This window comes from Metabacillus kandeliae (genome assembly GCF_021166585.1).
Lineage (GTDB): Bacteria > Bacillota > Bacilli > Bacillales > Bacillaceae > Metabacillus_B > Metabacillus_B kandeliae.
Genome location: NZ_JAJOZE010000006.1, coordinates 31,730 through 51,390, shown reverse-complemented (window position 1 = coordinate 51,390; position 19,661 = coordinate 31,730). Strand labels below are relative to the sequence as shown.

Sequence of the window (19,661 nt, the reverse complement as noted above, 5' to 3'; positions counted from 1 at the left end):
CTTTCACTCCAAGGTTTGTTTCGGTTGGTTTGCCTTAATGACTTCGCCTCTGAATGCATTGACAAAGTAATCGTCTTTTTCGTTTACAACAAGGTGCCAGGCAGGGGCAAGCGCTTGTTTGCCTTTAAAGGGATATTGTGTGTAATACCCTAATTCGGCTTTTGTTACTTTATTTTTTTTCGACAAATCAAAGGAATTGTTGTAGAGAAGATCCTCGACCGCTTTCAAGGCAGAAACGAGTGTATCCCCGTCGCCTTCATTTTTTTGCAGATTTTCAAGCATGGACTGCTGATAGGCGTAAATTTGATTATCATCGTTTATTTTGAGGACAAGCATGCCGAGGCTGTTCGCTGACAAGTCATCCTGGAAGATGGTTTTGCCGTTGTACTGCTGAAAATAAATGAGGCGTTTTCCTGCTTTGTCATAGCGCCAGAACGTATATTGGCTGCCTGACAGGATATTGCTTTCAATAAACGGCTTCATTTTTTCCTGCAGATTGTCATCAGGCAAAGGAATCGGCTTATCAAATTTCATTGATAAAAGCGTTTCGCTTTTGTCCGCTTCAGGCTTCTGGCCAGTCAGCTTTCTTATATCTCTGTCCGTAAATTTTTTGCTGTTTCCTGTAATATAGGAGCCTTTATCATCGCCTTCAGGCAAATCAACGTAGGAAATGTCGTTCGTTGACAGGTTCTGCTCTGTGGTCGCCATTTGCAGCACATCATACTTGCTGTTGTTCCGCTTGTCCAGATACGCAAAAATAAGGAAAATATCCAAAATCAGAAAAGCGATGATAAAGATCGTTTTCGTTCTACTCCAATCCATTGGCTTTCCCCCTTATGACACGATTATCGAAGTGGATAGCCTTGATGCGGCCGTCTTTGGTTTCGATAAACCAGGCGGGATCAATATTCACCATTTGAGAGCGGTCGCTCGCACTCATTTCATAGCCAGGAAAGATATTTTTCACCGTCTTTGGATTGTAGAGATCAGGCCGTTTTTTCAAATTCTTCATCAGTTCACTGCCGGACATAATGCTTTGGTCAGAATTGTTGACCTCTGACTTCAGGCGGTATGTCGGTCTGACATATCTCGCAATATCGCTGCTGCCCCATTCTTCTACAATATCTGTAGGCCCAAAAGGATTTTCATCGCTTGGAAAAACCGGGACACCGTTTTTCAGCTTCAGCCGGAACGATACAGCTGAATTTGCTGCATTGTTCATTCGGAAAAACATGTAGTTATCTGTCCAGCCGCGGTGATTGTTTAAAAAATCGATACTTTGCTGAATAAGCTGCGGCGCATCAGGAGAAAGGGCAGGAGCGGCCGTTCTGCGAAATGTCATTTTCTTTTCATTAGGAGAGACTTCAAGGAAATGGGATGTATCTGTGTATTCAATCATCCCAGATTCCTTCTGCTGGCTGATGACAGGGGTGTTTGGGCTGTTAGGGTTGTCAAACATCACCTGCTTGAATGTGTCAGGCTGATACGATGCTGTATCATACGTGTAATGCTTTAAGTTCAGGCTTTGCTTCGGAAGCATCAGCATAAGGGAGGGAGAAATCTCCTCCGCCTCGTAAGGCTCAAAGCTGAAAAGCGGCCCGAAAACCTGCTTGTCGAGCTGCTGAATCTCTGACTCGCTGACCTCTGCTTCCACTACTAGCTGGTTTTGATAGGAGACGAAATAGATCGGACTTTGCCGCTTTGAATTGTAGCTGTCTTTCAGCGGAATCATAATCCGGTCAAACGATGAGGGATATTTCTGCTGCTTCCACTTGGAGAAAATCGCCTGAAGCGTATCTGTATGGATTTCATCCGGCAGAACAAATTCGGCTTTCTTTTCCCCGTCTTCGCCCTGCAGCCAGTTAAGAAAATTCCCCTTGTGCTCATCTGTCACCACTCTGGAGCCTTCAATGTTCCAGCCCATCATTAAAGACCATGCTTTATTGATGGTGATCGGATTGAAGGTTCCAAGATGCTTTTTGTCATTATGGTAAAAAATCTGCTGCGGCCTGATGACATCAGAAATCAGCTTCGTTTTGCCAGGTTCAGAGAGTCCCTGTGTTTCAAGGTATTCACTGCGCTGAATATAATCATAGTTTGGCTGAAACGTCCAAATGTTCCATGTCAGAATAATGCTGATCACGGTTAATAGAGTCAGCGTTATTGTTTTAGCCTGTTCACGCTTCATCCCACTCATCCTCTTGATCTGGACTGAACGGCAGCGTGAAGGAGACAACAGTCCCTTTTCCTTCTTTGCTTTCAGCCCAAATTTCCCCGTCATGCGCATTGACGACTTCTTTGGCTATCGCAAGGCCAAGTCCTGTACCTCCGAGCCTTCTCGTTCGGGCTTTATCCACACGGTAAAAGCGCTCAAAGATTTTCTTCAGACTGTCCTTCGGTATGCCGACACCTTCATCTTTAATGCTGATGACGATTTCTTCCTCTTCTTCAATGACCCTGAAGGTGATGAGGCCTCCCTCAGGAGAATATTTCATAGCATTTGAAATAATATTGTCGAGCACCTGTGTAATTTTATCTGTATCAATGTCTACAAAGAGTTCTTTATCAGGAAGCAGGCGTCTGAAAGAGACGTGCTGTGATTTGGTCATTTCAAACCGGTCAATGATTTTATTGAAAAAGTCCGTGAAATTCACCCAGTCTTTGGACAGGCGGTAATCCTTGCTGTCGAGCTTTGAGAGATTCAGAAGGTCATTAACAAGACGGATCATCCGCTCTGTTTCATTTTGAGTCACCTGCAGAAAATGAGGGGCAATTTCTTTATCTTCCCAAGCTCCTTCGGCAAGCGCCTCAAGATAGCTTCTCATCGTTGTCAGAGGAGTGCGCAGTTCATGTGAGACGTTTGCGACAAACTCCCGTCTTTCCTGGTCGATTTTCTCCTGCTCGGTAATGTCGTAGATAACCGCGATGAGGCCGTCAATCCTGCTCTCCTGCTGAATAATGGAGAAGTTAACTCGCAGGATGTAGGGCTTGTCCTCTGAGCTCACATCAAGGATCATCGAATCAGGATTTTCAATCAGCTGATCAAACGTGACCTCTTCTTCAATTTCAAGAAGCTTTGTGATCGGAGTATGAATAGCTGTTCCACGTGAAACATTCAGCATTTGCAGCGCAATTTCATTGATGAGGATAATCTCGCCAAGCCTGTTTGTGGCAAGGACGCCGTCTGTCATATTGGTAATCACAGAGTCGAGTTTTTTCCGTTCGCCTTCTGTCTGGGCGTGCGCCTCATCGAGCTCCTCAGTCAAATGGTTAAAGGTAGAGGCAAGCTGGCCGATTTCGTCGTGGCCGTATACCCGAACCTTCCGCTTAAAATTCCCTTTCGCCAGCTCCATCGCATGCTTCCGCATATCAGAGAGCGGCCTTGTGATCGTTCTCGCCAGGATAATACCAAGGATCGCTGTAATGAACAGGGAAATAACCGTGCCTGTTGCCAAAATGTTGTTGATGACTTTCATTTGATCAAAAACAGCCTTCATGGATGCTTCTACATAAATAGCGCCGGTAGTTCCTTTTCGAAGAACAATCGGCGTTGCGGAGACCATGAGGCGGTTATTTGTGGCCGGGTCCACTTTTATTTCTTCATCTGCTGTATTAAACTCAAGCGCATTCCTGACCGTCGGCTTATTGGCTGTTTTTTTGCCAACATCCACCTGGTCATTTGGCTCAGATGTCGCAAGCACCCGGTAATTGCTGTCGATAATCTGCACCTGCCTGATTTCATCACTTTTAAAATCAAGCAGGATCGAGGTAAGATCCTCTCTTGTTTGTTCCGAATCCAGCTTTTTGTTTGCCGTGTCTTTATCAAGCTCCTGCTGTACATTGGAGGATAATAGCGTGATTCTTTGAACCAGCGAGCTTTTAAAGTTTTGGCTCAGAGAGGTTTCAAGCTGCCTGACAAAATAAACACCGATAATCTGCATGGCGATAATAATCAGCAGCACATAGATCATCGTGAATTTAAAGTGGATGGAACGAAAAAAGCTTACTTTTCCCATTCTGTCTTACTCCTGTTCCGGATTTCGCAAATAGTAGCCGACTCCTCTTCGTGTCACAATCCATGTCGGATGGCTTGGATTGTCTTCAATCTTTTCGCGAAGCCTGCGGACCGTCACGTCCACAGTCCGGACGTCGCCGAAGTAGTCATAGCCCCAAACTGTCTGAAGCAAATGCTCCCTTGTCATGACCTGGCCGATATGCTTTGCCAGATAATGAAGCAATTCAAATTCCCTGTGCGTCAATTCAATCGTCTCGCCGCGCTTTGTCACAACATAGGCATCAGGATGAATAACAAGCGAGCCGATATTAATCTCATTTGATTCTCCCTGCTGTTCTTCCGCCGTTCCAATCGCATGCTGCCTTCTCAGGTTGGCTTTAACCCGCGCCAAAAGCTCTCTTGTGCTGAATGGCTTTGTGACATAATCATCAGCACCAAGCTCAAGCCCAAGGACCTTATCGATCTCTGAATCCTTCGCTGTCAGCATGATAATCGGCATCTCATATTTCTTGCGGACCTCGCGGCACACTTCCATGCCGTCGCGGTTCGGGAGCATGATATCAAGCATTAAAAGATCCGGCTGCAGCTCTTCCACCTTTTCAAGGGCTTCATTCCCGTCATAGGCGCAATGAACATCATAGCCTTCTTTTTTTAAATTAAATTCCAATATATCTGCAATCGGTTTTTCGTCATCCACAACTAAAATACGTTTCTTTTCCATGTATTTCGCCCCTTTAGCAAAAGGTTTCAGACCTATTATTAATGTAACAAATTCCTTTCAAACAAGCACTCGTTTATTACAGGTAAATGATAATATCTTGAAGATGTAAAGCAGTACCTTTTAGTATACCCCTCTTTGGCAAATAGGTCATCTTGCAGGCTGTATTAAAATGGGGGAAAACGCAAGAATTTTACTTAATGGCTCTATTAAATTTGGCTGTTGATTTCCGTTTCAGGCGTCCGCTTTCCGCGGGGCGGGCGGTGAGCCTCCTCTGCGCTTTAGCGCATGCGGGGTCTCACCTGTCCCGCTGCTCCCGTAGGAGTCTCCCGCCTGGAACGTAGATCAACAGGTGTGGAAAAATCAACATTCTTCTTTAACATAGTCTAATTAATAAGAAAAACCTCTAGCAGTGCTAGAGGCTATTTATTCACATAGTTTAACGGATTTTTAAGTTTTCCATTTTTATAAACTTCAAAGTGCAGATGAAGTCCTGTTGAATGGCCTGTGGAACCCATTACACCAATCTTCTCGCCTTTTTCCACTGTCTCACCCTCTGAGACAGAAATGGAATTCAAGTGGCCATAAAGAGTTTTAAACCCGTTGCCATGATCAATTTCGACTTTATTGCCGTAGCCGTTTGATTTGCCGGCAAAAATCACTTTGCCGCCGTCAGCCGCTTTAATGGTCTTGTTGCTGACACCGGAAATATCAATGCCTTTATGCAATTTCCCCCAGCGCGTGCCGAGCTTGCTTGTAATCACGCCGCCCATTGCCGGCCACTCCAGTGAGCCGTCTCCGACAGAGGACACTTTCTTCGTTCCTTTCATTACAATCTCTTTCACAGGTTCTTTTACCTGATGATCAGAAACTATTTCCCGAGAAATTAAGCGGCCGTTTTCAATTTTGAAAACATAGCTGCGCTGAGCCTGCCCGTCTTCTCCTTTTTGCTTCACGATCGTTTTGCCTTTTTCCATAGAAGCATCTTTCACCGTTTCTGTCTGGAAGGGAAGAGCCTCCTGCTTGGAAACATCCTCTTGAATCACCACATCAAAGTATGGCTGATTTACTAAGACCTTCACTTTTGAACCCGCTTCAAGGCTGCCGTCCTCCTTGAGGCCTGGATTAAGCTTTTTCAGCTCATCCGTACTCATAGAATAGGAGGAAGCAATGCCGCTCTTTGTATCATCTTCCTGCACCTTGTAAAGAGACTCTCTCACTGTGCCCTTCTCAAGTTTCTTTAAGCCATCTTTGACGTTTGTTATCGCGTTTGGAGCTGCCTTGACCTCGCCGATGTGAACACCGTTAGTCAGCTCAAGCTTTGTAATCCTGGATTGTCCTTCTTTAAGAGGAGGAAGCTTTTCTCCATCCTGCAATTTTTTATATTCCCTGAGTTTCCGTTCAGAAGTATATTTCAGCTGATACTGCTTCAGCGCCTCTTCCGCCTCTTTCTTTGATTTAAAGAAAGCAGCCGGCTTGCCATCCGCAAAAATAGCCGTTGACTCAATCGCCACAGTCATTTCCTTTTTCATCCGTTCAGCAGTTTTCTCATTGTCGGCAGCAGGTCTGAATACCTGCTCAGGGACCACTTTAAGATTGCTGATCATTAAAGGCATGTCCTTAAATTTCGGCTGTTCCTTTTGAATAGCTTCCTCAGAAACCTTTTCTATGATGGATTTATCATCAACAGTCCCTGCATTTTTCCCATTTATATAAATGTGATAAACCTCTGGCAGCTCAGAATCGGCTGATGCACCGCTTGTACCAAACAGCAATGCAGCTGCGCAAACGCTTCCAGTCAGGCTTCTTTTCCAAAAAGAAGAACGGCTCTTATAGCCATTGTGCTTACTTCCATAATCCAAAAATATTCCTCCTCTATCCTTCTAGTGCTCTATGTATTTGCTGTACCAAGCAGCCTAATCATTAAGTACGAAAAACAGACCTTACTAGAGTACCATATTCCTAAAAAGGAACCAGGAAGTTTGAAGAAATGTAATCTTTTTGTATTTCGCATGTCATATTGCACGGATTGTTGTAATAAGATGGGTAATTCATGCCAGTATTGCCCTAATTTGCGAAGGGAATGGAGGAAGAATGTGGGTCATTTTCTTTAAAAAAAGAAAAAGGCCTGGAAAATTCCAGACCTTTTTCTTGGGCAACCCCGGACAATCTTTGGATGGCTCGGGACGGAATCGAACCGCCGACACACGGATTTTCAGTCCGTTGCTCTACCGACTGAGCTACCGAGCCACGTAGTTACGGCTTCCACTAAGCTTCGAATCTCTTCGTCAGCTCCTTCGATCGCATCCTCACGTATAATCCATACGCTCCGGTACTCACTCAGTCGCTTCCTCGACCTTCTCGCTTATTGAAACCCTTATTCATTGAACATAAATTCAAAAACACTAGGTAAGTAAAATGGCGGTCCGGACGGGACTCGAACCCGCGACCTCCTGCGTGACAGGCAGGCATTCTAACCAACTGAACTACCGGACCAATTATGTATGTAATGGTGACCCCTACGGGATTCGAACCCGTGTTACCGCCGTGAAAGGGCGGTGTCTTAACCGCTTGACCAAGGGGCCATGAGAAGTGAGCCATGAAGGACTCGAACCTTCGACCCTCTGATTAAAAGTCAGATGCTCTACCGACTGAGCTAATGGCTCATGATTTCTGTTTTGTTCAATATGTCGAACAGAACTTTTTAATAGTATCATAGAATAAAAAGGCAAGACAAGCATTTTTTTCACATATTTTGAAAAAAGATTTTTCAGGATAAAAAAATGCAGCCGTATTTTTAAGAAATTGCAGTGCCTTGAGTAATAGGAAATGGAGTATAATTCTATTAATTAAGCTATTGGGAGCAAAATATGAAACTCATCAAAAGGAAAAAGAGACGGACGAATTACTTTAAAGAATTCCTATCTGAAGTTCGTGATTCAATTCTTTCAGAAATTATATGGAACGTGTTGATGTTCATACCCAAAATGCTGTTTCGGTTAATCAGGAGCAGCTGGTGAAAAAAAAGCAGAGGATTTCACACACGAAATCCTCTGCTTTTTATTTTTCTAAAAAGAAATCAAATCGTACTGTATACACTCCGCACCACATTTGTCTGTGAACGGTCAGGCCCAACAGAGAAAATAGAGAGAGGGATCCCTGTGAGCTGAGAGATGCGCTCTAAATAGTGGCGGGCATTGGCAGGCAGCTCGCTGAGATTTTTGACGCCTGTAATGTCTTCTGTCCAGCCTGGAAGCTCTTCATAGACAGGCTCACACTTTGCAAGATCTTTAAGGCTTGCCGGGAACTCTTCAATGATTGCGCCTTTGTATTTGTAGGCAACGCAAATTTTCAGCGTTTCAATGCCTGTCAGAACGTCAATGGAGTTGAGGGAAAGATCCGTCAATCCGCTCACACGGCGGGCATGGCGGACAACGACGCTGTCGAACCAGCCGACGCGTCTCGGGCGTCCGGTTGTTGTACCGTACTCGCGGCCGACCTCGCGGATTGTGTCCCCAGTCTCATCCATCAGTTCTGTAGGGAATGGGCCGTCACCGACACGGGTAGTATAGGCCTTGGACACACCGACAACATGGTTGATTTTCGTTGGGCCGACGCCTGAACCGATCGTTACGCCTCCTGCGACTGGATTGGAAGAGGTGACAAACGGATAGGTTCCCTGGTCGATATCAAGCATAACACCTTGTGCACCTTCGAAAAGAACGCGGCGGCCTTCATCAAGGGCATCATTCAGTACGACGGATGTGTCGCACACATAGTGCTTGATCTGCTGGCCGTACTCATAGTATTCATCAAGAATGTCGCTGATCTCAAAGCCTTCTGTTTCATACATTTTTTCAAACAGGCGGTTCTTTTCTTCCAGGTTGCGCTCCAGTTTTTCCTGGAAGGCTTCTCGGTCAAGAAGGTCTGCCATGCGGATGCCGATCCGGGCTGCTTTATCCATGTAAGCAGGGCCGATGCCTTTTTTTGTTGTACCGATTTTGTTGGCACCTTTGCGTTCTTCCTCAACCGCATCCAATTTCAAGTGGTATGGAAGAATCACATGAGCTCTGTTAGAGATTCTCAGGTTGTCTGTGCTTACGCCTCTTTCATGAAGATAAGCAAGCTCCTGAACGATCGCTTTTGGGTCAACAACCATACCGTTACCGATTACGCATATTTTATCTTTGTAGAAAATTCCTGATGGAATTAAATGCAGCTTGTACGTTACTCCGTCAAATTTAATCGTGTGGCCGGCATTATTTCCGCCTTGGTAGCGTGCAATCACCTCGGCGTTTTCAGAAAGAAAGTCAGTAATCTTGCCTTTCCCTTCATCGCCCCATTGTGTACCTACTACGACAACTGAAGACATTGTTCCTGCACCTCCGTATGTAATTAAGCTTTGTATTTCAACTTATCTTATTTTAACCAAATCCATCCAACATTTTATCAATCGAAAAAAGAATTGTCAATCCATTTTCCGAACATTAAAAGGATCCATTGTGGTTTTTATTCGTAATTTACTGTTAAATAGTAACATGCAGCACTAGATTTATAGGTATTTAATCAGATTAAATGCTTATTTTTAAAAATAAAGGCCAAAATTTCCTTTTTTATTTGCCTGTTATTAAACCGAAAGAATTTCTTTTTTCAGAAAATTCTTCTTGCTAATTTAGTCATCAGCCACTTATAATACAACTTAACGAAAGCGCTTTCGATGCAAGGAGAATAGGAATGACCACGATCTATGATGTAGCAAAAAAGGCTGGAGTATCCAGCACCACTGTTTCCAAAGCTTTGAATAATTATCCGGATGTCAGCGAGAAAACGAAGAATATTATTTTAACAGTTGCGGCTGAAATGGGTTATCTGCCGAATTCGCATGCCCAGTCTCTTACTACCAAGAAAACTTGGTCCATTGGTGTCATGTTTACCGAAGGAAATGGGGTGGGAATGAAGCATCCCTTCTTCAATGCTGTCATTGAGAGTTTTCGCAAGCATGCAGAAAATGAAGGCTATGATCTCATTTTCCCTTCAAAAAACCTGCGAAATCGAAATACCAGCTACCTAGAGCATTTTCAATACAGAGGAGTCGATGGAATTATCATCATCTGCTCAGCACAAGATGATCCTCAGGTTGTTGAAATTCTTGATAGCGACATACCAATCGTTGTGATTGATATGAGTGAGGTAAACAGCAGTGTAGTTTATTCTGATAATATAGCAGGCGGAGAAGCAGCCGTTGATTATCTGGTCTCCTTAGGCCACCAAAAAATTGCTCATATATCCGGTGCCGCCGAATCATTTACAGGAGCAGAAAGAATTAAAGGGTATAAAAGAGCGATGAAGAAAAACAAGCTTCCCATACCTGAGGGTTACTTGATAGATGGAGGATTGTTCTCTATTGAAGATGGACGGTTGGCTGTGAAAAAGCTGTTAACCCATCCCGATCGCCCAACGGCAATCTTTATTGCAGGAGACCAGATGGCCATTGGCGCCATGGAAGAATTGAAAAAATCAGGATTAAGCATCCCTGAAGACATTTCAATTATCGGCTTTGATGATATTGAAATGGCAAGCTACATATGCCCTAAACTGACAACAATTAAACAGGATACCGAAGCGCTTGGAAAACAGGCTTCCCAGCTGCTGGTAAGTCAAATCCTCCAAAAGAAAAAGTCGCTAAAAAACGAAATGATCCCCATTAAATTAATTGAGCGGGAATCTTGCAAGGCAATCACCTGACTTTGTTAGCGGCTTTAAAAAGTCGCTTTCACTTCCCATTTTATTTTTTTATTTAAAATCGAAACCGCTTTCGATTGGATTATTTTTTTTAGATAAAATCGAAACCGCTTTCGTAACGCCATAATCCAAATATTAATCCAATGGAAAAGGAGCATTATGATGAAAAAAGCAGGTAGCATACTTTTATCACTCGTTTTATTAATTGGAGTCCTTGCCGGCTGTTCAGATTCTAAGAGTGCGAGTGGCGCAAAAGGCGGTAAAACTGCCGACTTGCGAATATGGTCTTTTACGGATGAATTGAAGAAACCAATTACAAAGTTTGAGGAAAAGAACGGCGTAAAGGTGGAGCTGACAATCGTTCCGATCGCTGACTATCCTACAAAGCTGAAGCCTGTCCTTGAAAGCGGAGTAGGTGCTCCAGATGTTTTTACAGGCGAGCTTGCCTTCATTAAACAATGGGTAGATGCCGGATATTGGGAAAATCTCTCTGCAAAGCCGTACAATGCTGAGAAGCTGTCTAAAGATTACATTCCTTATGTATTTGACATGGGCAAGGACAAAGACGGCAATGTAAGAGCTCTGTCATGGCAGACAACGCCGGGTGGAATTTACTACAAACGCAGCATAGCCAAAGAAGTTCTTGGAACAGATGATCCTGCAAAAATAGGCAGCATGATGTCCTCTATGGACGGACTTTTTAGCACAGCTGAAAAAATGAAAGCAAAAGGATACCGCATGTTTCCTGACGAGGGAGCTATCCGCTGGTTTGCACAAGGGGACTCCCCAGAGCCATGGGTAAACGATAAAAAAGAATTGAATCTTACTGATCGAAAAATTGAGTTTATGGATTATGCAAAGAAATTGAAAGAAAAGGGCTACACAGCAAATGCGCCGGAATGGTCCCCATCCTGGTTTGGCTCCATGGATAAACCGGTACAGGTAAAAGAAAATGGAAAAACCGTTGAAACAAAGGTCTTCTCCTATGTTCTCCCTACTTGGGGCTTACATAGTGTGCTGAAAGCAAATGTTAAAAAATCAGCTGGCGATTGGGCAGTAACAAGCGGTCCAAGTCCATACTTCTGGGGCGGTACATGGCTTGGTGTATACAGCAAATCTAAGAACAAAGAGCTTGCGTACAAGTTCGTTAAGATGATGACACAAGATAAAGACTTTCTTAAGGGATGGGCCAAGGATACCGGAGATGTTCTCTCCTTCCTTCCTGTAACAAATGAAATCAAAGGTGATTTCAAAGAAAAGTTCCTGGACGGCCAAAACAACTATACATTCTTCCTCGATCAGGCTCAAAGCATTAAACCGGGCATTGTAACAAAATATGATCAGCAGCTTGATACCCTTTATGGAAATGCAGTGAAGGAGTATACAGATGGCAAAAAATCCAAAGAGGATGCGATTAAAGAGTTTTATCTTAAGGCAAAAAATGCGTATCCGGATTTAGTTGTACCAAATTAAAGGAACTAGGCAAGCGGCGTAACAGATTATGCCGCTTGCTATTTGAAAGAGAGGGAATAAGGTGAAAAAACTGCACCGTTACGGATATTTTTTTATCGCACCTTTTTGGCTGGTTTTCTTGATTTTCAGTATCTACCCGGTTGCTTTAACGTTCTATTACAGCTTCACCAATTATACAGGCAGCGGTATAGCAGAGACAGTCGGTTTTTCAAATTACACACGCCTTTTAACAGACTCTTTCTTCGTTCAAGCCTTTGTTAATACACTGAAGATTTGGGGAGTCAACTTTGCTTTGCAGCTCGGCCTTGCACTGATTCTTGCGGCGATCTTTTCTGATATGAGGTTGAAAATGAAAGGGCAATCGTTTTTCAGAGCCATTTTTTATCTTCCAAACCTCATAACAGTCAGCTCTGTTGCCTTATTGTTTGGCATATTGCTCGATTGGCAGCATGGTTCACTGAATATCGTGCTGATGAATCTTGGATTGATCAAAGATCCGATTAACTGGCTGAATGAACCTGCCACTGCACAAATCTCTGTGTCCCTCATCTTAACGTGGATGTGGTTTGGGCATTCTTTTATCGTCATCATGGCCGGCATTTCCGGAATTTCTAAGGATTATTTCGAAGCTGCCCTGATTGATGGCGCCAACAGATGGCAAACACTTGTCAGCATTACTCTTCCCCTTTTAAAGCCGATTCTTTTGTATATTATGATCACTTCCCTTATTGGCGGACTTCAATTATTTGATTTGCCAATGCTGATCACCGATGGAATAGGATCGCCTGATGGGTCGCTGAACACGATGGTTTTATACCTGTACAACCAGGCATTCAAATATAACAATTATGGATACGCTTCTGCTGTTGCCTATGGGCTATTCCTTATCACTGTCATCTTCTCTGCCATCGTCTTTAAATCGATGTACAGCAGCGGACGAAAACAAGCAAGGCAGGTGTGAAAAAGATGATTGAAACAGAGAAAACATTAAGTGCTAATTTTAAACCTGAGAAAACCGCCATTGAGCCAAAAAAAGGAAATGACCAGCTTGTGAAAGGATTGCTGTACACTGGTATGGCCGTGCTGGCCATTGTTTGTCTTGTTCCTTTTTTAATGATGCTCGTCAACGCGACACGGTCTAACGATGATATTTTAACAGGATTCACCCTCGTCCCCGGTGCTTCTCTGATCGAGAATTACAAAACGATGATGGATTATGTCAATGTGTGGACCGGCTTTAAAAACAGTCTATTCATATCAGTCACCGTAACCATTCTAAGCGGATATTTTTCTGCCCTCACTGCTTACGGATTCGCCTTCTATACGTTTAAAGGGAAAAATTTCCTGTTTGTAATTATGCTCGTTATGATGATGGTTCCTGGGCAGCTTGGACTGATCGGCTTTTACGAGTTATCTAAAACACTTGGTATCCTGGATACTTATATTCCCCTTATTGTGCCGGCAGTCGCCAGTCCCTTTGTTGTTTTTTTCCTGAGGCAGTATATTCTTACCACTCTTCACCCAAGTCTCATTGAGGCAGCAAGAATTGACGGGGCAAGTGAATTTAAAATTTTTCACATCGTTGCTTTGCCGATCATGATGCCCGCTGTTGCTACCATGTCGATCTTTACCTTCATTGGGTCCTGGAACAACTACATTATGCCTTTAGTTCTGATTTTTTCACCTGAAAAGTATACACTGCCTGTTTTGATGGGCTTTTTAAAAGGATCTCAGGTCGCTCAGAATCTTGGTTCCATGTATCTGGGCATTGCCATCTCGGTCGTCCCTATTATGGTTGCATTCTTTTTCTTATCTAAATACATCATCAATAGCATCTCTGCTGGAGCAATCAAAGAGTAAAGGAGCAAAAAAGAATGAACTTTTCTAAAGACTTTGTATTCGGTACGGCAACATCTTCCTATCAGATTGAGGGAGCACATAATGAAGGAGGAAGGTCACCTTCCATCTGGGATGTATTTTGTAATACTCCCGGAAAGGTTCATGAGCAGCATAACGGCAATATTGCTTGTGATCACTATCATCGATTTGAAGAAGATATCCAGATATTAAAAAGCCTGGGAGTGGACGCTTATCGATTTTCTATTTCCTGGAGCAGGATCTTCCCTTATAAAGGACAATACAATCCGGAAGGGATGGCCTTTTATAAAAACATTGCCAAACGTCTCCGGGAGGAAGGAATCATGCCTGCTGTTACCCTTTACCATTGGGATTTGCCAGTTTGGGCTTACGAAGAAGGCGGCTGGATTAACCGGGATATTGTTCAATGGTTTCTTGACTATGCAGAAGTGTGTTTTACAGAGCTTGATGGACTTGTTGATTCTTGGATTACCCATAACGAACCATGGTGTGCAGGATTCCTTGGGTATCATCAGGGGGTTCATGCGCCAGGGCATACGAATTTAGAAGAAGCTGTGAAAGCGGTTCATCACATCCTTCTTTCACATGGGGAAGCCGTGAAAATGCTTAAAAACATGTTTTCAAGCAGCACTCCAATAGGAATTACACTAAATTTATCCCCTATTTATGCGAAAACGGATTCCGCAAATGATCAGCTTGCTGCAAATAATGCAGACGGATACTCCAACCGCTGGTTCCTTGATCCTATATTCAAAGGGCATTATCCGGCAGATATGATGAATCTATTCTCTAAATATGTTCATTCATACGACTTTATTAAACAAGGAGACTTAGAAACCATTTCTGTTCCTTGCGACTTTTTCGGGATTAATTATTACAGCCGAGGAATTGTCGAATTCAGTGCAGCAAATGACTTTTTGCATAAAGCAGCCTACTCCGATTATGAAAAAACGGGAATGGGCTGGGACATCGCTCCTGAAGAATTTAAAGAACTTATCATCAGACTGCGAAAGGAGTATACAGATCTTCCAATCTACATTACAGAGAATGGCGCATCTTATGACGACAAGGTTGAAGAAGGAAAAGTGCACGATACACTTAGAATCTCTTATCTTGAAAAGCATCTTCAGGCAGTATCAGATTTAAATCACCTCGGTATGAATATTCAAGGCTATTTTTTATGGTCTCTGCTCGATAACTTTGAATGGAGCTTTGGCTATGATAAGCGCTTCGGAATCATTTATGTTGATTTTGAAACACAGGACCGCATTTGGAAGGACAGCGCGCACAGATATAAATCCATCATTAAGCAGAGAGAAACGGCGGTGCCATTAGGGTCATAATTGCAGCAGGAAGCGGCTAAAATCAATTTTTCAAAACAAAATCAGGGAGGTAAGAAGAGAATGCTCAAATTCTCCAGTATAGTCTTTTCCTTTATCCTGGCAATAGGATTAGCAGCCCCTGCACAAGCTGCATTCAGCAAACAGAAAATTATATTTCATCCCGCTGCAATGAAAGGAAAGTTTCATGGGTCAACGAAACTGATTGCTCCTGTTCCAGCTTCTTATCATCTTGCTGTAAAGGTATCAAGCGAACCTTTCAATAAAGTCAGCGCCGGTGACCCCGTTCCTGCTGACAGAACCGTTACCAATCCTTATCAATCTGGCTCTGATCTGACAGGTGTTGATTCAAAGATTAATAAATATGCGGGTGTATACCTTCTTGATTCAGCTAATCGGGTAGTAGACTTTGAACAAATGATCCTAAAGGAACACCAGATTCAAAAGGAAGACTGGAGACTTCTTTGGCAAGACGAATTTGATGGGTCTTCTATCAATGAGAACAAGTGGAACTTTGTTCAGGGTGGGGGCGGCTATGGGAATAATGAGCTCCAAAACTATACAAACCGTGCCAAGAATGCCCGCGTTGAAGATGGTTCGCTTGTCATTGAAGCGCATAAAGAAACCTTTGAAGGAAACGATTATACTTCTGCCAAATTAACCACACAAAATAAAGGAGACTGGACATACGGACGCTATGAAATTCGGGCAAAGCTTCCTAAAGGGCAAGGGATGTGGCCGGCGATCTGGATGATGCCGACTGACTATCAGCTATACTCCGGATGGCCTGCCTGCGGTGAGCTGGACATAATGGAGATGCTTGGCCATCAGCCAAATGAAGTGCATGGAACTCTTCATTATGGAATGCCATGGAAATATACAGGGGAAGCCTATCAGCTTCCGAAAGGGACACAAGACTTCTCTGAAGATTTCCATACCTTCTCAATTGACTGGGAGCCTGGAGAAATTAGATGGTATGTAGACGGCGTTCTCTATTCAAAGCAAAATGATTGGTACAGCAAAAATGAAAACGAGGCAGCCCCTTATACTTATCCTGCTCCATTTGACCGTGATTTTTACTTGCAGCTGAATCTTGCTGTTGGAGGGAACTGGCCGGGCAACCCTGACCAAACGACTGTTTTTCCAAGTGAAATGCTTGTAGATTATGTACGGGTATATGAGTTGAACGGCAAATACCGAGAGGCTGGAGAAAGGCCTGTTACGAAAGAAACCCCTGCCGATTTGAGGCCCCCGCTTAATGATGGCAACTATATTTACAATGGTGAATTCACTTCAGACCTCAGCAATTGGGGCTTTCAGCCTTTTGAACCTGCCAATCTGTTTGGCGGTGAAGGAACAGCTGCTGCTGTAAATGGAGAAGCGAAAATCAGTATCACGAAACCAGGTGATGCCGTCCACGCCATCCAATTTGTTCAGCCGAATCTCCCAATTGAAAAAGATGAAAAATACCGTTTGACGTTTGCTGCCAGATCAGAAGGACCACGATCTGCTGTTATCAATATCTCAGGGCCTGAACGGAACTTTTCAAGGTATTTATCAGATAAAAGCCTTTCTTTAACGAATACTATGCAGACGTTCCGTTATGAATTTACAATGGAAGGCGAAACCGATCCTCATGCCAGATTGGAGTTTAATCTGGGGCAAGCATCTACCCTTCCTGTTTGGATCGATCATGTAAAACTCGAAAAACTCCCTAAGGACCCAAACGAGCCAAAAAAGGTTCTTCCTAACGGAAATTATATTTACAACGGAACCTTTGATCAGGGTCCAAATAGAATGGAGTTTTGGGATCTCACTGCCGAAAAGCACTCTAAAACTGCTGCTGCAGTTGGGGAGGCCATTCAGGATAGGCAGCTTTATGTAAAAATTATAAGAGCCGCCAACGAAACGGAGGCCATTCGTTTAAGCCAAAATAATCTGAACCTGGATAAAGAATCAGCCTATCTCCTGTCTTTTAACGCAAAAGCAAATTCGAAGCGCACTATTGGATTTGATGTAACAAATGAGGATCGCTCTAAGCAGTATTTTAAAAAAGAGCAAATCCCTCTTACAGAGGAAATGAAAACATATCAGCTGCTGATCCATCCATCTGAAAGTGATACTCATAGTAAGATTGAATTTCTCCTTGGAGGGAACCGCAATGGCATTATACTGGACAATGTACAAATGAGACGCATTGCCAAGCCTGTTCTGCTTGATCAAACCAATACTCGGATTGAAGCAGAAAATTACCAGGATATGTACGGTGTGCAAAGCGGCGGAAGCAGTGTCGGATGGATCGATGAAGGCGATTGGATGCAGTATGCTGCTGACGTAAAAGAAGCAGGAGAATATACTGTCACTTACCTTGCAGCCTCAGGGAGGGACGGAGGAAAAATCACGCTTCTCAGCAAAGCAGGAAATCAGTATACAGGAGATCTCCCAAAGGGAGAAATTAATCTCAAAGAAGCAGACCATCTATCAACAATTGCCGTACCGCAAACTGGCGGGTGGGATACATGGAAAATCTTTCAGAATAAAATCCATCTCGAAAAAGGAATTCAAACGCTTCAAGTCTATGCTCCGAATGCCAACCTTGATTGGATGGAATTTATAATGGATGAAAAATAAAGAAGAGGAAACCTCTATTTCTAAAAAGAAATAGGGGTTTTTTCAACATTCCAGCAGATGAAAGAAACTACAGGTGAGGGATCCTGAAGGAATAGTTATTTCTTGCAACGAATCATTAAGTTAAGAAAATAATCTCCGTTTAGGAAGATTTAATGACTAAAACTATTCTTAAATTGACACCGTTTGTTTTCCCTCTATTAGCCGTTATCTGCTTATTAAAAGGACTTGCAGGTAAATACACCATTCAAGCGGGTTTATGCTTGCTGTTCATCGGATTCATTCTATCAATGTATGGAATTATAACAAATAAATCCATCCTATTTGGTTTGCTGAACATGGCGCTTACTGTCCTGCTGCTGATTATGGGAATTTTTATGTATTTTGTTTTAGTTTCTTCTTGAGTCTAAAAGATTCAATTCATAAGGTTTATCCTCTTTTCGTAAAACCCTCCAGCAGAAAAAACGGCTGCACTTATTAAGTGCAGCCGTTTAGGCACCAGGAGGCATGCCGGCGTCATCCAACCGCCGTTCCAAGTTCACAAACTTATTATATTCTTTTACAAATGCAAGGGAAACGGTGCCTACAGGTCCGTTACGCTGCTTGGCGATGATGATTTCAATAATGTTTTTGTTTTCGGATTCTTTGTCATAATAGTCATCACGGTACAGGAAGGCGACGATGTCGGCGTCCTGCTCAATGCTTCCAGATTCCCTTATATCTGACATCATCGGGCGCTTGTCCTGGCGCTGCTCCACACCGCGTGAAAGCTGGGAGAGCGCGATAACCGGCACCTGAAGTTCCCTTGCAAGGGATTTGAGTGTCCGGGAAATTTCGGAAACTTCCTGCTGGCGGTTGTCTTTTGAGCGGCCGCTTCCCTGGATGAGCTGCAGGTAGTCAATCAGGATCATGCCGAGGCCTGTTTCCTGCTTCAACCGGCGGCATTTGGCCCTGATTTCACTGACCCTGATGCCTGGGGTGTCATCAATGTAGATTCCTGCATTGGACAGGCTTCCCATGGCCATCGTCAGCTTGCTCCAGTCATCGCTTGTGAGATTCCCCGTCCTTAGTGCCTGTGCATTAATGTTTCCTTCTGCACACAGCATCCTCATGACAAGCTGGTCGGCACCCATCTCTAGACTGAAGATCGCCACGTTTTCCTCTGTTTTTGTTGCGACGTTCTGGGCAATGTTCAGAGCGAACGCCGTTTTACCGACAGATGGACGTGCTGCAACGATAATCAGGTCATTCCGCTGAAAGCCTGCGGTCATTCGGTCAAGCTCTGTAAAGCCAGTCGGAATGCCTGTGATATCGCCTTTCCTTGTATGCAGCAGTTCAATATTGTCATAGGTTTGAACCAATACGTCTTTAATGTTTTGGAAAGCGCCTGCGTTTTTCCGCTGGGCAACTTCCATAATATTCTTCTCTGCTTCACTTAGCAGATCTTCAACCTCATCCTCGCGAGTATACCCGTCCTGGGCGATGGAGCTTGCCGTCCTTATGAGCCTCCGCAGAATCGACTTTTCCTCGACAATTCGTGCATAATACTCAATGTTGGCGGCTGTCGGAACAGAGTCGGCAAGATCGGTCAAATACGAAACGCCGCCGATCTCCTCCAGCAGATTAGCATCTGCTAGCTCTGATGTAACAGTCACCAGATCCACCGGCTCGCCCTTATCAGCAAGCTGGAGCATCGCATTAAAAATCTTCTGGTGAGCAGCCCTGTACAAATCTTCGGGTATTAATACTTCTGTAGCTAAAGTAAGTGCCTGGGGCTCTAAGAAAATCGCACCAAGCACGGCCTGTTCAGCTTCAATATTCTGAGGGGGTATCCGATCACCGAAAAGTTCATTCATGATCAACACCG

14 protein-coding genes and 4 tRNA genes are annotated in these 19,661 nt (G+C 43.7%); 7 read left to right on the top strand and 11 right to left on the bottom strand.

The window, feature by feature from the left end; all coding sequences use genetic code 11:
• Positions 1-3: 3 nt before the first annotated feature.
• From LRR81_RS13810 to LRR81_RS13765, 10 genes are all read right to left on the bottom strand, one after another.
• The gene (locus LRR81_RS13810; RefSeq protein WP_231789963.1) at positions 4-822 is read right to left on the bottom strand and encodes a two-component system regulatory protein YycI; all 819 of its coding nucleotides are present in this window, start codon (positions 820-822) and stop codon (positions 4-6) included.
• Positions 809-2,188 carry a YycH family regulatory protein gene (locus tag LRR81_RS13805; RefSeq protein WP_231789962.1) on the bottom strand — a complete coding sequence of 460 codons (1,380 nt, stop codon included), beginning with the start codon at positions 2,186-2,188 and terminating at the stop codon, positions 809-811. Before LRR81_RS13805 ends, LRR81_RS13810 begins: the two co-directional genes overlap by 14 nt.
• Positions 2,178-4,016, bottom strand: a complete 1,839-nt coding sequence (walK, locus tag LRR81_RS13800) for a cell wall metabolism sensor histidine kinase WalK (protein ID WP_231789961.1) — start codon at positions 4,014-4,016, stop codon at positions 2,178-2,180. Before walK ends, LRR81_RS13805 begins: the two co-directional genes overlap by 11 nt.
• A 6-nt stretch (positions 4,017-4,022) precedes the next feature.
• Positions 4,023-4,736, bottom strand: coding sequence for a response regulator YycF (gene yycF / locus LRR81_RS13795; RefSeq protein WP_231789960.1), 714 nt, complete (start codon positions 4,734-4,736; stop codon positions 4,023-4,025).
• Positions 4,737-5,155: 419 nt separating this feature from the next.
• On the bottom strand, positions 5,156-6,595 hold the full coding sequence (locus LRR81_RS13790; protein ID WP_231789959.1) for a M23 family metallopeptidase: 1,440 nt from the start codon (positions 6,593-6,595) through the stop codon (positions 5,156-5,158).
• Between the two features lie 315 nt (positions 6,596-6,910).
• Positions 6,911-6,983 (bottom strand) — tRNA-Phe (locus tag LRR81_RS13785).
• A 169-nt stretch (positions 6,984-7,152) separates the two neighbouring features.
• Positions 7,153-7,229: transfer RNA gene (locus LRR81_RS13780), tRNA-Asp, on the bottom strand.
• A gap of 14 nt (positions 7,230-7,243) precedes the next feature.
• Positions 7,244-7,318 (bottom strand) — tRNA-Glu (locus LRR81_RS13775).
• Between the two features lie 8 nt (positions 7,319-7,326).
• Positions 7,327-7,399, bottom strand: a tRNA-Lys gene (locus LRR81_RS13770).
• 413 nt (positions 7,400-7,812) lie between these two features.
• Positions 7,813-9,105, bottom strand: coding sequence for an adenylosuccinate synthase (locus LRR81_RS13765; RefSeq protein WP_231789958.1), 1,293 nt, complete (start codon positions 9,103-9,105; stop codon positions 7,813-7,815).
• A 362-nt stretch (positions 9,106-9,467) separates the two neighbouring features.
• On the opposite strand from LRR81_RS13765, the gene LRR81_RS13760 reads away from it, so the two are divergent.
• The 7 genes from LRR81_RS13760 to LRR81_RS13730 all read left to right on the top strand — a co-directional run bounded on the left by LRR81_RS13760 (position 9,468) and on the right by LRR81_RS13730 (position 18,198).
• Positions 9,468-10,478, top strand: coding sequence for a LacI family DNA-binding transcriptional regulator (locus tag LRR81_RS13760; RefSeq protein ID WP_231789957.1), 1,011 nt, complete (start codon positions 9,468-9,470; stop codon positions 10,476-10,478).
• A 159-nt stretch (positions 10,479-10,637) separates the two neighbouring features.
• Positions 10,638-11,948 carry an ABC transporter substrate-binding protein gene (locus tag LRR81_RS13755; protein ID WP_231789956.1) on the top strand — a complete coding sequence of 437 codons (1,311 nt, stop codon included), beginning with the start codon at positions 10,638-10,640 and terminating at the stop codon, positions 11,946-11,948.
• 61 nt (positions 11,949-12,009) lie between these two features.
• Positions 12,010-12,909, top strand: coding sequence for a carbohydrate ABC transporter permease (locus tag LRR81_RS13750; protein ID WP_231789955.1), 900 nt, complete (start codon positions 12,010-12,012; stop codon positions 12,907-12,909).
• Between the two features lie 113 nt (positions 12,910-13,022).
• On the top strand, positions 13,023-13,808 hold the full coding sequence (locus LRR81_RS13745; RefSeq protein ID WP_231790086.1) for a carbohydrate ABC transporter permease: 786 nt from the start codon (positions 13,023-13,025) through the stop codon (positions 13,806-13,808).
• A gap of 14 nt (positions 13,809-13,822) precedes the next feature.
• Positions 13,823-15,169 carry a GH1 family beta-glucosidase gene (locus LRR81_RS13740; protein WP_231789954.1) on the top strand — a complete coding sequence of 449 codons (1,347 nt, stop codon included), beginning with the start codon at positions 13,823-13,825 and terminating at the stop codon, positions 15,167-15,169.
• A 60-nt stretch (positions 15,170-15,229) separates the two neighbouring features.
• Positions 15,230-17,797: a family 16 glycosylhydrolase gene (locus tag LRR81_RS13735; RefSeq protein WP_231789953.1), complete on the top strand. Its 2,568-nt coding sequence runs from the start codon at positions 15,230-15,232 to the stop codon at positions 17,795-17,797.
• Positions 17,798-17,949: 152 nt separating this feature from the next.
• The gene (locus LRR81_RS13730; protein ID WP_231789952.1) at positions 17,950-18,198 is read left to right on the top strand and encodes a hypothetical protein; all 249 of its coding nucleotides are present in this window, start codon (positions 17,950-17,952) and stop codon (positions 18,196-18,198) included.
• Positions 18,199-18,285: 87 nt separating this feature from the next.
• On the opposite strand, the gene dnaB is transcribed toward LRR81_RS13730, so the two are convergent.
• Complete coding sequence (dnaB, locus tag LRR81_RS13725; RefSeq protein WP_231789951.1) at positions 18,286-19,650, bottom strand: replicative DNA helicase; 1,365 nt, start codon at positions 19,648-19,650, stop codon at positions 18,286-18,288.
• Positions 19,651-19,661 lie beyond the last annotated feature (11 nt).

Coding starts and splice junctions, on each gene's coding strand:
- LRR81_RS13760 (WP_231789957.1), top strand. CDS start 9,468: ATGACCACGATCTATGATGTAGCAAAAAAGGCTGGAGTATCCAGCACC.
- LRR81_RS13730 (WP_231789952.1), top strand. CDS start 17,950: ATGACTAAAACTATTCTTAAATTGACACCGTTTGTTTTCCCTCTATTA.
- LRR81_RS13805 (WP_231789962.1), bottom strand. CDS start 2,188: ATGAAGCGTGAACAGGCTAAAACAATAACGCTGACTCTATTAACCGTG.
- LRR81_RS13810 (WP_231789963.1), bottom strand. CDS start 822: ATGGATTGGAGTAGAACGAAAACGATCTTTATCATCGCTTTTCTGATT.
- LRR81_RS13765 (WP_231789958.1), bottom strand. CDS start 9,105: ATGTCTTCAGTTGTCGTAGTAGGTACACAATGGGGCGATGAAGGGAAA.
- LRR81_RS13745 (WP_231790086.1), top strand. CDS start 13,023: ATGGCCGTGCTGGCCATTGTTTGTCTTGTTCCTTTTTTAATGATGCTC.
- LRR81_RS13735 (WP_231789953.1), top strand. CDS start 15,230: ATGCTCAAATTCTCCAGTATAGTCTTTTCCTTTATCCTGGCAATAGGA.
- LRR81_RS13740 (WP_231789954.1), top strand. CDS start 13,823: ATGAACTTTTCTAAAGACTTTGTATTCGGTACGGCAACATCTTCCTAT.
- yycF (WP_231789960.1), bottom strand. CDS start 4,736: ATGGAAAAGAAACGTATTTTAGTTGTGGATGACGAAAAACCGATTGCA.
- walK (WP_231789961.1), bottom strand. CDS start 4,016: ATGGGAAAAGTAAGCTTTTTTCGTTCCATCCACTTTAAATTCACGATG.
- LRR81_RS13755 (WP_231789956.1), top strand. CDS start 10,638: ATGAAAAAAGCAGGTAGCATACTTTTATCACTCGTTTTATTAATTGGA.
- dnaB (WP_231789951.1), bottom strand. CDS start 19,650: ATGAATGAACTTTTCGGTGATCGGATACCCCCTCAGAATATTGAAGCT.